The organism is Mesorhizobium sp. P160219 (genome assembly GCF_057786095.1).
This window is the reverse complement of sequence record NZ_JBYNWG010000001.1, coordinates 2914276-2929506: the sequence shown is the minus strand read 5'-3', so window position 1 is coordinate 2929506 and position 15231 is coordinate 2914276. Positions and strand designations below refer to the sequence as shown.

Genomic DNA, 15231 nt, shown 5'->3' with positions numbered 1-15231 from the left:
ATCTCCCCCTCAAAGGGGGAGAAGATTTCGCCTCGGCCTCCGCTATAACCTCCGACGTAATTGAAATCCCTCTCCCGCCGCCTTAATCCTGCCCGATGACAACAGCCCAAACCTCCGCCGGCAGCCTGATCCGCGAATGGCGCACGCGCCGGCGCATGAGCCAGCTTGATCTCGCAATGGAGGCTGAGATTTCCCAGCGTCATCTCTCCTTCGTCGAAAGCGGCCGCGCCGCGCCCTCGCGCGAGATGGTGCTGCATCTGGCCGAGCAGCTTGAGATTCCGCTGCGGCAGCGTAATCAGCTGTTGCTGGCTGCCGGCTTTGCCCCGAGCTTCAGCGAGCGGCCACTCACAGATGCGACTCTGGCGCCGGCGCTTGCCGCGGTCGAGAGCGTGCTCAAAGGGCATGAGCCGTTCCCCGCCCTCGCCGTCGACCGGCACTGGAACCTGATATCCGCCAATGCCGCCATCGGCCCGTTTCTGGCCGATGTTGCCGAGCCGTCGCTGCTCCAGCCGCCGGTCAATGTGCTGCGCCTCAGCCTGCACCCGAACGGCATCGCACCGCGCATCGTCAATCTCGCGGAATGGCGGGCGCATCTGCTGGAGCGGCTGAAACACCAGAACGATGCCGCCGGCGATCCCGTCCTGGTCGAGCTGGAGCGCGAATTGCGAACCTATCCGTCCGGGCTCAAGGGTGCGCGGCCGGTGCCGGTCGAGCCCAACGGCATCGTCCATCCGCTGCGGCTGGCGCATGGCGACCAGGTGCTGTCCTTCATCAGCACCATCACCGTCTTCGGCACGCCGCTTGACGTGACGCTGTCGGAACTGGCGATCGAGTCTTTCTTCCCGGCCGACGAGCAGACGCGAGCGGTGCTGGTGCGGCTGGCGAAGGAACGTGCGGAAGCTAGCTGAGCAACCCCGCGGACCTCCTCACCCCTGTGGTGGCGCTGCCTTGCGCGTTCGGGTGCGTTCCAGGCCGAGTTGGCGCTCGCGCCAGATGATGAAGATGCCGGCGGCAACGACGATCACACCGCCGACGAGCGTGTTGATGGTGGCAATATCGCCAAAGGCGAAATAGCCGACGACGACGCCGAGGATCATCGAGGTGTATTCGAACGGCGCCACCACCGAAGCTTCGGCATGGCGGTACGCCGCCGTCATCAAAATCTGCGCCAGCCCGCCACAGAACCCTGCTGCGACCAGCAGACCGGCCTGCAGCGGCGTCAGCGCCTGCCAGCCGAAGGGCAGCGTAAGCAGCGCCATGACACTCGCCGTCGCCGAGAACCACAACACGATGGTCGCTGTTCGTTCAGTCTGGACAAGATTGCGCACGAGCAGGATGGCATTGGCGGAGATTGCTGCAGAAACAAGAGCAGCGATGACGCCCAGCACCTCCTGGTCGCCGAGCGCGACGCCCGACGTGAGCAGCGTCAGCTCCGGCCAGGAGATGATCAGCACGCCGACCAGACCGACCGCAACCGCGCTCCAGCGATAGACGCGAATGGCTTCGCCGAGGAATAGCGAGGAGAACACCACCACCAGCAAAGGCTGGGCATAGTTCAGCGTGATCGCCTCAGGCAGCGGCAGCCGGGTCAGCGCAAAGAAGCCGAGCCCCATGGCGCAAACGCCGACGACACCGCGCGCAATGTGGTTCAGCGGGCGTTTGGTGGCGAACGCCGTACCGAGTTTTCTCTTGAAGGCCAGGAAGGCGATGATCGGGAAGATGGCGAAGAAGGAGCGGAAGAAGACGATCTGGCCGGCCGGCAAAGTGCCGGCGGCCTTGATGCAGGTTTGCATGCCGACAAAGACCGCCACCGACATGACCTTGAGCATGATCCCGGTGAGAACATTAGAGCGCCGCGCGTCGTCTTCGACGCGCAAAGGACGCTCTGACACTTTAAATCTGCGCATCGTGCTTTCCAAAAATCGACATCGATTATTGGGCCGATGCGCGCCGGGATGATCGGACAGTTTCCCGCCCGCTTCGTCTCCAGGCCCGGCTTTCACTGTTTTGTTGCTTCCCGGATCTCCGCTGAGATGCGCGTCGAACGACGCGGTACACAGGCGCCCATTCCGAACTTCGATGTGACGACGGTCATCAAGGCCTCACGATAATGGCGGAAGGGGAACGCCCCGAATAGGCATTGGCGCAGTTTTGTCGAGTGACCGTTTCGTGTAAAGAGCGCGCAACTTTAGATTTAATGGGCCATGACACGTCAGCGGCTCCGATAGCGACAGGGAAACCCAAGGGAATGCGAACCGATACCGGCCAGGTCTTCAAGCTCGAAGACTACCGCCCCAACGACTTTTCCATCCCGCAAACCGGCCTCACCTTCCGCCTTTCGCCAGACGCAACGCGTGTCACCGCAGTGCTGACGATCGAACGCCGCGATGGCGCCGCCGCCTGGACGTCGCTGGTGCTGGACGGCGACGGCCTGGTGCTCAAGCGCATTGCCATCGACGGTCGCGAGCTTGCCCCGGCCGAGTATCTCGCCACGCCGGACCAGCTGACCATTTTGAGGCCGCCGCCCCGTTTCCAGCTGCTGCTCGAGACCGAGATCGCGCCGGCCAGCAATGAGGCGCTGATGGGCCTCTACCGCTCCAGCAATGTCTATTGCACGCAATGCGAGGCCGAGGGCTTTCGCCGCATCAGCTATTTCCTCGACCGCCCCGACATCCTGTCGGTCTATACCGTGCGTATCGAGGCGAGGCTGGACGAAGCGCCGCTGTTGCTTTCCAACGGCAATCCGGTCGAAAGCGGCGCGCTTGCCGACGGCTGGCACTTTGCAGTCTGGGACGACCCCTTCCCCAAGCCGTCCTATCTGTTTGCGCTCGTGGCCGGCAATCTCGGCAAGGTTGCGGACAGTTTCGTCACCATGTCCGGGCGCGAGGTCGAACTCGGCATCTATGTCGAGCCAGGCAAGGAGGGGCTTGCCGGCTACGCCATGGATGCGCTGAAGCGCTCGATGCAATGGGACGAGCAGGCCTTCGGCCGCGAATACGACCTCGACGTCTTCAACATCGTCGCCGTTTCCGACTTCAACATGGGGGCCATGGAGAACAAGGGCCTCAATATCTTCAACGACAAATATGTGCTGGCCGACCGGGAAACCGCCACCGATGCCGATTTCGCCAATATCGAGGCGATCATCGCGCATGAGTATTTCCACAACTGGACCGGCAACAGGATCACCTGCCGCGATTGGTTCCAGCTCTGCCTGAAAGAAGGGCTGACGGTTTTTCGCGACCACGAATTCTCCGCCGACCAGCGCTCGCGCGCGGTCAAGCGCATCGCCGAAGTGCGCACGCTCAGGGCACACCAGTTCCCCGAGGACCAGGGACCGCTGGCGCATCCGGTGCGGCCGCGCCGCTACCGCGAGATCAACAATTTCTACACGGCGACCGTCTACGAAAAAGGCTCGGAAGTCGTGCGCATGATCCGCACCATTCTCGGACCTGACACGTTCCGCGCCGGAATGGATCTCTATTTCGAGCGCCATGACGGCGAAGCAGCGACGATCGAGGATTTCCTCAAAGTGTTCGAGGACGCCTCCGGGCGCGATCTGTCGCAATTCGCGCTCTGGTACCACCAGGCGGGCACGCCGAACCTGACCGTCAGTTCGACGCACAATCCGGCCACGCGCGAGTTCACGCTCGAGATCGAGCAGTCGGTGCCGCCGACGCCGTCGGAAAGCCGCAAGCGGCTGATGCACATCCCGCTCGCCTTCGGGCTGGTCGGCGCCGGCGGCGAACCGGTTGCCTATGGCGGCGTCGAGGGCGCCGCCGTCGAGGACGGTGTCATCCATATTCGCAAGCGCCGTCACATGGTGCGCTTCTCAGGCGTTGCCGAGCGGCCGGCGGTGTCGCTCAATCGCGGCTTTTCGGCGCCGATCACGCTTTCGGTCGAGCAGAAGGCCGACGACCAGTTCTTCCTCGCCGGCCATGACAGCGATGCCTTTGCGCGCTGGCAGGCGTTCAACACGCTTTTGACCGATGCGCTGATAGCGGCCTTCCGCCAGATCCTCGGCGGCGCAAAGCCGGCCTTCACCGCCAGGCTGACCGGACTTGCCGGCAAGATCGCCGGCGACGAGACGCTGGAACCCGCTTACCGGGCACTGGCGCTTTCGCTTCCGGGCGAGGCCGACATTGCTCGCGACATCGGCAGGAATATCGACCCCGACGCCATCTTCGCCGCCCGCGAGGCGCTGGCGCTGGCAATCGCGCGCGCCAATCAGCAAACGTTCACCGACCTATACGGCCGCCTCGCCGACGACGGGCCGTTCAGCCCCGACGCGGCAAGTGCGGGACGCCGCGCGCTGCGCAACATCCTGCTCGACTACCTCTCGCTGCTGCCGAAAGGGGCTGCGCTCGCCGCCCGGCATTTCGAGGTCGCGACGAACATGACCGACCGCGCCGCAGCGCTGACCGTCCTTGCGCACCGCCATGACGGTTCGCCGGAGGCGATCAAGGCGCTGGCCGATTTCGAGGCCCGTTATGGCGCCGATCCGCTGGTCATGGACAAATGGTTCCAGATCCAGGCCAGCGTGCCGGGACCCCGGACAGTCGACACGGTACGCGAGCTGACTGGTCACGCAGCTTTCTCGATGGCCAATCCGAACCGGGTGCGCTCGCTGGTCGGCACATTCGCCAGCGCCAACCAGACCGGCTTCCACCGCGCCGATGGCGAAGGCTACCGGTTTTTTACCCAGACCGTACTCGAGGTTGAAAAACGCAATCCGCAAGTGGCGGCCAGGCTGGCGACAGCGCTGCGCTCGTGGCGCTCGCTGGAGCCGGGCAGGCAAGCCAAGGCCAGGGAAGCGCTGCTGGCCATCGCCGGTGCCGAGAACCTGTCGGCGGATTTGCGGGACATTGTGGAGCGAACGCTGGCCTGATCCCTCCCCCTTGAGGGGACGGTGGACAGCCGCCGAAGGCGGATGGACGGGTGGGGTCGTTGCGGCAGTGCGCGACCTCGACCAACTTCGACCGTGATTGAGAGAGTCGAGCGCTTCGCCGAGGACCCCACCCGGCCCTTCGGGCCACCCTCCCCTCAAGGGGAGGGATTTCAGCGTTATTTCAATGAATTTTTAATGTTTTTCGGCCGCGCGTCTGGACAAGGCGAATCACCTTTGATTCTTTACAGACGATTCGGATGTGCGGTGTTGCCGAATCGTCAAGCGTACGGAAATTCGGGGAGTGCCATTTATGGCCAAGGCGGACGCGTGGGGCGCGCCCGAAGGGACGGCTTTTGAGCGGCGCAAGGCGCGAGGCGACGGCCTCGCCGGCAATACGCGGCTCATCGCTGAACCAGCCTACCGGCGGCTCCTGGCTGCCGAACCCCTTCTGCGCCGTTCGATACCGGCTCTCATCATCATCTTCCTGATCGTCATCGCCGCACTGCGCGTGCTGTCGCTGATGAACGAGCGCGACGAGGCCGAGCGCGACGGCAAGGCGGTGCTAGGTCTCGCCGCCGGCCAGATGGCGAACGCAATCTCGGCCGACCCGACCGCGGCATCCAGCGGTGCAATTGATCTTCTGGAAAGCACGAGCCGCCAGGGCGCCATGGGCAGAAGCCATGTGCTTGTGATCACCGACAGCGCCTTCAAGATCATTGCCGTGTCGCCGCTGTCGACCGGCTGGCAAGGGCGATCGCTGGACAGCCTGGTGCTGGACGGCCAGCCGCTGTTCATGTTCGGCGACCGCGCCGGGGTCATGGATGTCAGCATCGGCGGCCAGGACTGGTACGCGGCGGTGAGCCTGACCCGGGACCGCAAGTACGCCGCCGCCGTGCTGGTGCCGCAGGAAGCGGCGTTCGACAACTGGCGCAAGACCGTCTCGCTCAACGTCACGCTGTTTGTGCTGACAGCCGGCGTGCTGATCATCATCCTCTACGCCTATTTCGGCCAGGCATCGCGCGCCCAGACAGCCGACCGCATCTATCTCGAAGCCCATCAGCGCATCGACATGGCGCTGGTTCGCGGTCGCTGCGGCCTGTGGGACTGGGACATGGTGCGCGGCAAGATGTACTGGTCGCGCTCGATGTACGACATGCTGGGCTACGAGCCCTGCAACTCGATGCTGTCGTTCGGCGAGGTCGACGACATCATCCACCCCGAGGACGGCGACCTGTTCGAGCTGGCCAACAAAATCGTCGAGCGCGAGATCGACCATATCGACCAGGTGTTCCGGATGCGTCACGCCGACGGCCAGTGGGTGTGGATGCGCGCCAGGGCCCAGGTGATCGACCCGGAAGCGCCTGAGATCCAGCTGATCGGCATTGCCGTCGACGTCACCGAGCAGCGGCATCTGGCGCTGCGCTCGGAGGCGGCCGACCTGCGCCTGCGGACCGCGATCGAAAACATCAACGAATCCTTCGTGCTGTGGGATGCCGCCCAGCGCCTGATCATGTGCAATTCCAAATACCAGAAGGACAACGGCCTGTCGGACCGCGACGTCATGCCGGGCGCTGCGCGCGCCGTGCTTGAAGAGCGCATGCTGGCCTTCGCCTCTGAACGGCGGCTGGCCAACACCAACGGGCCGCAAGGGGGCGCAACCTTCGAGCGGCAGCTCTCCGACGGCCGCTGGCTGCAGGTCAACGAACTGAGGACCCGGGACGGCGGCACGGTCTCCGTCGGCTCCGACATCACCCAGATCAAGCTGCACCAGGAAAAGCTGGTCGACAGCGAGCGCCGGCTGATGGCGACCATCCACGACCTCAGCCTCGCCCGCCGGGCCGAGGAAGAGCGCGCCAAGGAACTGGTCGAGCTCAACCGCGAATATATGAAGGAAACCGAGCGCGCCGAGGCCGCCAATCGGGCCAAATCCGAATTCCTAGCCAACATGTCGCACGAGCTGCGCACGCCGCTCAACGCCATCATCGGGTTCTCCGAACTGATGGAACAAGGCCTGTTCGGGCCGCTCGGTTCGCCGCGCTACGAGGAATATGCCAACGACATCAACGGCAGCGGCAAATATCTGCTCGGCGTCATCAACGACATACTCGATATGTCGAAGATCGAAGCCGGCCAATTCTCGGTGGACCGCGAGGAAATCGATCTCTGCCCGCTGATCCGCGAGACGGTGCGGGTGATCTCGCTGCAGGCGGCGGAGAAATCGATCACGGTCGAAACCCGCATCGCCGATACGATGACGCTGTTCGCCGACCGCCGGGCGATCAAGCAGATCGCCATCAATCTGCTGTCGAATGCGGTGAAGTTCACCGGTCAGGGCGGCCATATCTCGGTGCGCGCCCGCAACACGTCAGGCGCGCTGGTGCTGACCATCGAGGACAATGGCTGCGGCATTCCGAAGGAGGCACTGAGCAAGCTTGGCCGCCCCTTCGAACAGGTGCAGAACCAGTTTTCGAAGAACCACGCCGGCTCCGGCCTCGGCCTTGCCATCTCGCGCTCGCTGGCCGAGCTGCAGGGCGGCGCGCTGAAAATCCGCTCGACCGAAGGCGTCGGCACGATCGTGTCGGTGCGCATTCCGGTGAAGAAGCCGGCGCTGGCGGTGAAGGCGGCGGCCTGACGGCCCGCCAATGCGAGCGGTGCTCTCCGCCGCGTTCAAGGACTGAGTAGCCCCGGTCATGTAAGGGCTCCGGCGGCTTTCGCCGCCGGAGACATATCGCCATTTCACTCCATGCTGTCGTCGCCGCCGTCCCATTGGTGGTGGCGGCCCATGCGGCCTTTCTTTGGCAGTTCGTTGCGCTCGATCTTGCCGTCATTGTTGCGGTCGAGCATGGCGAACACCTTCTTCTCGCGCCCGGTGATGTCGTCCGTGGTCAGCGTGCCGTCGCCCTTGCTGTCGTAGCGGGCAACTATGCGCTTGGCCATTTCCTCGAACCGCGCCTTCTCCAGCGCGTCAGCGAGCTGGGCGACTGTCAGCTTGCCGCCATTATCGGCGACCAGCTTCTTCAGCCGCGCGTTCATGGCGTCGGAAAACTGGTCGAAGCTGATGGTGCCGTTGGAATCCTTCATCGCCTTGTCGAGGCGCATCATCGCGCCCTCGCGCATTCTGGCGCTGGCATTGTTCTCGGCATAGGCGGTGGTGCCAACGGCGCCGGCAAGCGCGACAAAGGCAAGGGCAAGTCCGGTTGTCTTTCTCATGGGTATCTCCTGTTGCATCGTCACCCCCGATGCGATCCGAAACAGCCGCCAACGCTTCACGCCCTCACGACCGTTTCGTACGAAGCAAAAGGTTGAAATCCTTTCTGACCTTTTGCGACGTTTCCTTGAGATGTGCTTCCAGCACACCGAAATCCGGCAGGTCAGTCACCGCCAGAAGCAGATCCGACAATCCCGGCGGAACGTCATCGCGTTCGAATGCACCGGTGAGGCAAAGCCGCGTCATCTGGGTCAGCGCCAGATAGAGTTGGTAGGCTTCGCAAAGCTGCTGCCTGACGTCAGCCTCGGCGAAATCCGGCGACAGATGCGCCAGGATTTCGCCGGTCGCGGTCACCCTGCGGCCGGCTTCGACCTGCCCGGTTATAACCGCCACCTGCGCGATGAATTCGAGGTCGATGAGGCCGCCGGAGATGAGCTTGATGTCCCAGAGATCGCGCGGCGATTTTTCCTTCTCGATCAGCGCGCGCATCTCGGATGCCTCCGCCCTCACCTTGGCGGCGTCGCGCGGCAAGGCCAGAAGTGCCGCCACCTCGGCCTCGACCTCGGCGCAAAGGGCAGCGTCACCGCCGATGGCGCGAGCCCTTGCCAAAGCCATGTGCTCCCAGGTCCAGGCCTCCTGGCGCTGGTATTTCTTGAAGGCGTCGATATGGGTCGCCACCGGCCCCTTGTTGCCGGATGGCCGCAAGCGCAGGTCGAGTTCGTAGAGAACGCCCTCGGCGGTCGGCGCCGAGACAGCCGCGATCAGCCGCTGCGTCATCCTGGTGTAGTAGTGCGACGGTGCGAGCGGCTTGTCGCCGTCGGACTCGTCGGCATCCGGGTCGTGATCGTAAAGCAGGATAAGGTCGACGTCCGAACCCGCCGTCAATTCGCGGCTGCCGAGCTTACCCATGCCGAGCAGCGAAACCGTGCCGCCGGCGATACCGCCGTGGCGCAGCGCGAATTCGGTGGTCACCGCCTGCAATGCGGCGTCGATGGTGAGGTCGGCGAGATCGGAAAAGGCGCGGCCGGCGCGCGCCGGGTCGATCGAGCCGGCGAGCAGCCTGACACCGATCAGGAATTTCTGCTCGGAGGCAAAGATGCGCAGCCGGTCAAGCACATCCTCGTAGGGCCTGTCGCCATCGATGAAAGCGGCCAACCGCGCTGAGAGATAGGCGCGGTTGGGCAGTTCGGTGAGCAGCGCCGGGTCGAGCAGACCGTCGAAGACATGCGGGCGCCTTGTGATGATTGCCGCCAGCCGAGGCGCGGCGCCCATGATCGTCGCCATAAGCTTCAGCAGAGCGGGATTCGACTGCAGCAGCGAAAACAGCTGGATGCCGGCGGGCAGGCCGGCGAGGAGTTCATCGAAGCGAACCAGCGCCTCGTCGGCCCGGCGCGTCTGGCCGAAGGCTTTGAGCAGCGCCGGCGTCAGTTCGGTCAGCCGCTCGCGCGCTTCCGCCGACTGGGTGGCGCGATAGCGGCCGAAATGCCAGCCCCGAATGACGCGGCAGATGTCGCTTGGCCGCTGGAAGCCAAGGCCATGCAAGGTCTGCAGCGTGTCGGGATCGTCGACATCGCCGGTGAAGACCAGATTGCCGACGCCGGCCGACAATTCAGGCGCAGTCTCGAACAGCGCGGCGTAATGGCGCTCGACCTCATGCAAAGCCGCGCGAAAGGTTTCGGCAAATCTGGCGGCATCGGCAAAGCCCAGCATATGGGCGATGCGTTCCAGCCCTTCATCATCGTCGGGCAGAATATGCGTCTGCTCGTCGGCGACCATCTGGATGGCGTGTTCCACGCCGCGCAGAAACCAATATTGCTGCGTGAGCGCGTCGCGTGCATCGGCGGTGATCCAGTTGCGCGCCGCCAGCGCACCCAGCATCGGCACCGTCTCGCGGCCGCGCAGCTCCGGAAAACGGCCGCCGGCGATCAGTTGCTGGGTCTGGACGAAGAACTCGATTTCGCGAATGCCGCCGCGGCCGAGCTTGACGTTGTGTCCTTTGACCGCGATCTCGCCATGACCCTTGTGGGCATGGATCTGGCGCTTGATCGAATGAACGTCGGCGATCGCCGCATAGTCCATGTATTTGCGCCAGACATAGGGCTGCAATTCCCGCAGGAACGCATCCCCGGCATCGAGATCGCCGGCCACGGGACGCGCCTTGATCATGGCGGCGCGCTCCCAGTTCTGGCCGCGCGCCTCATAGTAGCGAAGTGCTGCCTCGACCGGGATCGCCAGCGGCGTCGAGCCTGGATCGGGACGAAGCCTCAAATCGGTGCGGAAGACATAGCCGTGCCCGGTGCGGTCCTGCAGGATGCGGACCAGCCTGCGGGTCAGGCGCGCAAACAGCTCTGTGGCGTCGAGCGGATCGACGATTGCCGGCGCATCCGGATCGAAGAAGACGACGAGGTCGATGTCGGAGGAGAAATTCAGTTCATGCGCGCCAAGCTTGCCCATGCCGAGCACGATCCAGCCGGATTGCCGTGACGGATTTTCGGGATCGGGCAATTTGAGCTTGCCTTGGCTGTGCGCCTCGCGCAGCAGGAAGTCGACCGCCGCACAGGTGCAGGCATCGGCGAGATTGCTGAGGCGCCTTACCGTCAGCGCGGCATCGGCCTCGCCGGAGAGGTCTGCAAGTGCGATCAGAAAGTGAGCTTCACCCTTCCACTGCCTGAGTTCCATCATCAGGCTGGATTCGGAAACGGTCTCGGAAAAGGCGGCCTTGCCGATCGCTTCGGCGATGGTGAGCAGCCGAGCCTCGACACTGCCATCGAACAGCGCGTCGAGGATTTGCGGCCGGCGGCGCGCGACATCGCGGAGGAAAGGCGAGAGATCGAAGACGGCAGCGAGAAACTCCTGGGCCGCGCCCTTGCCCCCTAGGAATTTCGCCAGCCGCGGCAGGTTCTCGTCCTTGGCATCGCCAGCGATCTCCGACAGTTCACGCCGGGCGCGGGTCTCATCCAGCGGCGCGAGCTGCGCCGCCAGTTGCAGGCGCCATTCGGTCTCGATCCGTTTCGCAGCCATCCTCACCGCCATCAATGGTCCTCCCGCGCCGGGAAGCTCATGATAACGGACAATCCGGGATTGGCAGGCAGAAGTTCAAGCCGGCCATTGTGAAAAGTCATGATCGCCTTGGCGAGGCTGAGGCCAAGACCGGATCCCGGCTGCGAGCGGCTCTTTTCCAGCCGCACGAAGCGCTCGGTCGCCCTGGCGCGGTCGGCGTCATCAGGGATGCCATGGCCATTGTCGGCAACAGAAAGGCGGATTTCGTGACCGACGCGCTGCAGGGCTACGCGCACAGCAGGCTTTTCCGTCGCATCGGTCGAGTATTTGATGGCGTTGTCGACGATGTTCGACAGCGCCTGGCCGATCAGCTCGCGGTTGCCATTGACGGAAAAATTCCCGTCCGCGGCAGTTTCGAGCACCACGCCAGCCTCCTCCGCCACCGGCTCATAAAGCTCGACAACGTCATGCACCGCGGCGGCGAGATCGACCTTGCTGGTGCTCTCCGAGGAATAGCCGGCCTCCAGCCTGGAGATCATCAGGATGGCGTTGAAGGTTTTTATCAGCTGGTCGGATTCGGCCATGGTGCCTTCCAGCGCCTGCCGGTAGTCGGTGGTCTTGTGCTTGCCCGAAAGTGTCGCCTCAGCGCGGTTGCGCAGTCTGGTCAGCGGCGTCTTCAAATCATGGGCGATGTTGTCGGAGACCTGCTTCAGCCCTTCGTTGAGCGTCGCTATCCTGGCCAGCATGGTGTTGAGGTTTTCCGACAGGCGGTCGAACTCATCGCCAGCGCCGGTCACCGGCAGCCGTCCCGTGAGATCGCCGCCCATGATGCGGCGGCTTGCCTCCGAGACGCTGTCGATGCGCTTCAGCGCGGCGCGGCCGACAAGGAACCAGATCAGCAGCCCGCCCAGGCCCATCATGCCCAGCGCCAGCATCAGGGCGCGGCGGACGACGGCGCGGAAGCGCTCGGGCTCGCCGAGATCGCGGCCGACCAGCATGATCATCTGGTTGGGCAGCCGCAGCACCAGCGCGATGGCGTTGTGGCCCTTCTCGCCCTCGGACTGAATTTCGGTCTCGCCGGGCTGCGCGCCGTTCGGGTCAGAAGCCTGGTTGCGCTGCCGTTCGAGCTCACCTTCGCCGAAACGGCGATAGGAGAAGGGTTCGGTCGTCCAGCCATCGGTCTCGAGCACCCCCGGCGCCAGGCTCTGCACGTTTCCGGTGAGGATCTGGCCGTTGACGTCGGCAATGAGATAGAGGTTGGCGCCGGGCTGGCGCGAGCGCTGCTCGACGACGCGCACCAGCCGCGGCAGGCCGCCGCTCTGATAGGCACGGGCGAGGCCGAGCACCTCGTCATTGATGGTCTGCTGGGTCTGGCCGGTCAGCATGCGGGCCGACAACGACGTCATGTAGAAGACCAGCAACACGGCACATAGCGCGAAAAGCAGGAAATAAAGCGCTGAAAGCCGCGCCGCCGTCGTCCTCATGATGGCCGGCAGGGAAAGGGCCATCGAGTTCTAGCTCATGATGAGATTTGGCTGAAATCTCATCATGACCTACCCCTTTGTTGGAGCATGATCTTCTCCAAAAACCGGTACCTACTTTTTGGGATCATGCTCTAGCCGCTCTTCAGCATATAGCCGGCGCCGCGAACCGTATGCAGGATCGGCTTGTCGAAACCCTTCTCGATCTTGCCACGCAGGCGCGAGACGTGAACGTCGATGACGTTGGTCTGCGGATCGAAATGATAGTCCCAGACATTTTCGAGCAGCATGGTGCGCGTCACCACCTGGCCGGCATGGCGCATCAGATATTCGAGCAGGCGGAATTCGCGCGGCTGCAGCGTGATCTCGCGCGCCGCGCGCTTGACCGAATGGGACAGCCGGTCAAGCTCGAGATCGCCGACCCGGTAGACGGTTTCGGCCTCCCTGGCGCTGGCGCGGCGGTTCAGCACCTCGACGCGGGCGAGCAATTCGGAAAAGGCATAGGGCTTGGTCAGATAGTCGTCCCCGCCGGCGCGCAGACCGGTGACGCGGTCATCGACTTCGCCCAGCGCCGACAGGATCAGCACCGGCGTGGTGTTGCCGCGCGAGCGCAGGCCGGCAATGACGGAGAGCCCGTCGCGGCGTGGCATCATGCGATCGACGACCATCACGTCATAGTCGCCGGCATCGGCCAGCGCAAAGCCGGTTTCGCCGTCGCCGGCGACATGGGCGGTGTGCCCAGCCTCGGCAAAGGCCTTCTGCATATAGTCGGCCGCCTCGCGATCGTCTTCTATGACGAGAATCTTCATAGAGCCGTTATACGCGATTTCGCCGGAAGATTGAGGGGCCGCCATGAGCGCAAAAGCTTTCGTTCAAGCATGTCGTTTTGCCAAAACCGCAGTGCACTTTTGGGCGACATGCTTCGCTGTTAGAGCGGCAGCGGGCGATGGGGGCCCGCTGCCGCCGGGGGCAGAACACGATGACTGACTAACGCGATCGGCCCCTTGCTTCCCGTGCGGCGGCTCGGGGGTGTTGAAACCGCCGCACTGGAAACTGTGTGATGTCAGCCTTTGGCGACTGGCAGCGCGACGAAGCGGTTTAAATCGTCGCGGGTGATCTGCATCAGCACCGCCTTGCGGCCGGACTTGACCGCATCGGCCATCGCCTTGGCGACGTCGTCGGTGCCGTTCACCTCCGTCGAGTTGACCGAGGTGATGACATCGCCGGGCTGGATGCCGCGGTCGGCGGCATCGCTGTCGGGATCGACATCGGTCACCACCAGGCCCTTGCCGTTTTCCGACTTGGTGACGGTGAGGCCGAGATCGGCCAGCGCGGCGGGCTTTGCCGGTGCCGCGGGCTGCTGCGGGTCGGCCGAGGCCTGCTTGTCAGTGGATGGCAACGTGCCGAGATCGACCTTGATGGTCTGGCTCTTGCCGTCGCGCCACACCGTGACGTCGACCGACTTGCCGGGTGGGTAGGCGCCGATCAGACGAGCCAGTTCCTTCGGCGATGCGACGTCCTTGCCTTCGACCTGGGTGATCACGTCACCGGCGGTGATGCCGGCCTTCTTGCCGGGGCCACCGTCCTGGGCGCCCGAAACCAGAGCCCCGTTCTGCGACTTCAGGCCCAGCAATTCGGCGATGTCCGATGTAACCGGCTGGATTTCGACGCCGAGCCAGCCACGCTGCACCGAGCCGCTCTTCATCAGATCCTGCACCACCTGCTTGGCGGTCGAGGCCGGAATGTCGAAGGCGATGCCGACGCTTCCGCCCGACGGCGAGAAGATCGCGGTGTTGATGCCGACGACCTGGCCGTTAAGGTTGAAGGTCGGGCCGCCCGAATTGCCGCGGTTGACCGAAGCGTCTATCTGGATGAAGTCATCATAGGGACCGGCGCCGATATCACGGCCACGGGCCGAGACGATGCCGGCGGTGACGGTGCCGCCGAGGCCGAACGGATTGCCGACGGCCACCACCCAGTCGCCGACGCGAACCTTGGAATCGTCGGCGAAATCGACATAGGTGAACTTGCCGACGCCATCGACCTTGAGCACCGCCAGATCGGTGCGCGGATCGGTGCCGATCAGCTTGGCGTCAAGCTCCTTGCCGTCATTCATCACCACTGTGAAGGCGGAGCCTTCCTCGACGACATGGTTGTTGGTGACGAGATAGCCGTCATCGGAGATGAAGAAGCCAGAACCCTGCGCCACCGGACGCGGCTGGTCGTTGTTATGGTCGCGGTGGCTGAAGCGACGATTGCCGCCGTCATGGCCGTTCTGATCACCAAAGCCGCGGAATTGCTTGAAGAACTGGCGCAGCTGCGGATTGTCGGGCAGGTTGTTCATGCCGTCCGGATCGTCGGACTGGTCGGAGCCGTCATCGGCGGCAGGCTCGATCTTGGCCTTGACCTTGACGCTGACCACGGCCGGCGAAACGCGCTCGACGACATCGGCAAAGCCCGGCACCTGGGGCGCTTCGACCCGCACGGCGTCGGCCAGAACGGGAGCTGTACCAGTGGCAACGGCGCCGAAACCGATGCCGCCGGCAATGGCCAGCGAAGCGGCGGCGGCCAACAGGCGTTTGCGGGTGCGGGAATATGGGTTGGGGGCGATAGTCATGGGTCTCGTATCCTCTTTTCACTGGATGCGGCTCAGG

General features: G+C 64.1%; 9 protein-coding genes. 3 read left to right on the top strand and 6 right to left on the bottom strand.

Annotated elements, in window-relative coordinates; genetic code table 11:
* The first annotated feature begins 95 nt into the window (after nt 1-95).
* Nucleotides 96-908 carry a helix-turn-helix domain-containing protein gene (locus AC3EMP_RS14035; protein ID WP_352712874.1) on the top strand — a complete coding sequence of 271 codons (813 nt, stop codon included), beginning with the start codon at nt 96-98 and terminating at the stop codon, nt 906-908.
* A gap of 18 nt (nt 909-926) precedes the next feature.
* Here AC3EMP_RS14035 and AC3EMP_RS14030 read toward each other — a convergent pair whose 3' ends face one another.
* Nucleotides 927-1829, bottom strand: coding sequence for a DMT family transporter (locus AC3EMP_RS14030; protein ID WP_245263951.1), 903 nt, complete (start codon nt 1827-1829; stop codon nt 927-929).
* 419 nt (nt 1830-2248) lie between these two features.
* Here AC3EMP_RS14030 and pepN point away from each other — a divergent pair, with 419 nt between their 5' ends.
* Nucleotides 2249-4888 (top strand): aminopeptidase N, encoded by a 2640-nt coding sequence (gene pepN / locus AC3EMP_RS14025; RefSeq protein ID WP_023709805.1) that lies wholly within the window; start codon nt 2249-2251, stop codon nt 4886-4888.
* Nucleotides 4889-5198: 310 nt separating this feature from the next.
* Nucleotides 5199-7520 carry a PAS domain-containing sensor histidine kinase gene (locus tag AC3EMP_RS14020; RefSeq protein WP_023702180.1) on the top strand — a complete coding sequence of 774 codons (2322 nt, stop codon included), beginning with the start codon at nt 5199-5201 and terminating at the stop codon, nt 7518-7520.
* A 104-nt stretch (nt 7521-7624) separates the two neighbouring features.
* Here the strand turns inward: AC3EMP_RS14020 and AC3EMP_RS14015 are convergent, their stop codons facing one another.
* From AC3EMP_RS14015 to AC3EMP_RS13995, 5 genes are all read right to left on the bottom strand, one after another.
* Nucleotides 7625-8098, bottom strand: a complete 474-nt coding sequence (locus AC3EMP_RS14015) for an EF-hand domain-containing protein (RefSeq protein WP_023702181.1) — start codon at nt 8096-8098, stop codon at nt 7625-7627.
* A 64-nt stretch (nt 8099-8162) separates the two neighbouring features.
* Entirely contained in the window at nt 8163-11129 is a 2967-nt protein-coding gene (locus AC3EMP_RS14010; RefSeq protein ID WP_027050017.1) for a bifunctional [glutamine synthetase] adenylyltransferase/[glutamine synthetase]-adenylyl-L-tyrosine phosphorylase, read from the bottom strand.
* Nucleotides 11129-12604, bottom strand: coding sequence for a sensor histidine kinase (locus AC3EMP_RS14005; protein WP_023709807.1), 1476 nt, complete (start codon nt 12602-12604; stop codon nt 11129-11131). The genes AC3EMP_RS14010 and AC3EMP_RS14005 overlap by 1 nt, the downstream gene beginning before the upstream one ends.
* A gap of 107 nt (nt 12605-12711) precedes the next feature.
* A complete protein-coding gene (locus AC3EMP_RS14000) occupies nt 12712-13386 on the bottom strand; it encodes a response regulator transcription factor (RefSeq protein ID WP_023670185.1) in 675 nt (224 codons plus the stop codon).
* A 254-nt stretch (nt 13387-13640) separates the two neighbouring features.
* On the bottom strand, nt 13641-15194 hold the full coding sequence (locus AC3EMP_RS13995; protein WP_488494627.1) for a Do family serine endopeptidase: 1554 nt from the start codon (nt 15192-15194) through the stop codon (nt 13641-13643).
* Nucleotides 15195-15231 lie beyond the last annotated feature (37 nt).

Coding starts and splice junctions, on each gene's coding strand:
- AC3EMP_RS14035 (WP_352712874.1), top strand. CDS start 96: ATGACAACAGCCCAAACCTCCGCCGGCAGCCTGATCCGCGAATGGCGC.
- AC3EMP_RS14030 (WP_245263951.1), bottom strand. CDS start 1,829: ATGCTCAAGGTCATGTCGGTGGCGGTCTTTGTCGGCATGCAAACCTGC.
- pepN (WP_023709805.1), top strand. CDS start 2,249: ATGCGAACCGATACCGGCCAGGTCTTCAAGCTCGAAGACTACCGCCCC.
- AC3EMP_RS14020 (WP_023702180.1), top strand. CDS start 5,199: ATGGCCAAGGCGGACGCGTGGGGCGCGCCCGAAGGGACGGCTTTTGAG.
- AC3EMP_RS14015 (WP_023702181.1), bottom strand. CDS start 8,098: ATGAGAAAGACAACCGGACTTGCCCTTGCCTTTGTCGCGCTTGCCGGC.
- AC3EMP_RS14010 (WP_027050017.1), bottom strand. CDS start 11,129: ATGGCGGTGAGGATGGCTGCGAAACGGATCGAGACCGAATGGCGCCTG.
- AC3EMP_RS14005 (WP_023709807.1), bottom strand. CDS start 12,604: ATGGCCCTTTCCCTGCCGGCCATCATGAGGACGACGGCGGCGCGGCTT.
- AC3EMP_RS14000 (WP_023670185.1), bottom strand. CDS start 13,386: ATGAAGATTCTCGTCATAGAAGACGATCGCGAGGCGGCCGACTATATG.
- AC3EMP_RS13995 (WP_488494627.1), bottom strand. CDS start 15,194: ATGACTATCGCCCCCAACCCATATTCCCGCACCCGCAAACGCCTGTTG.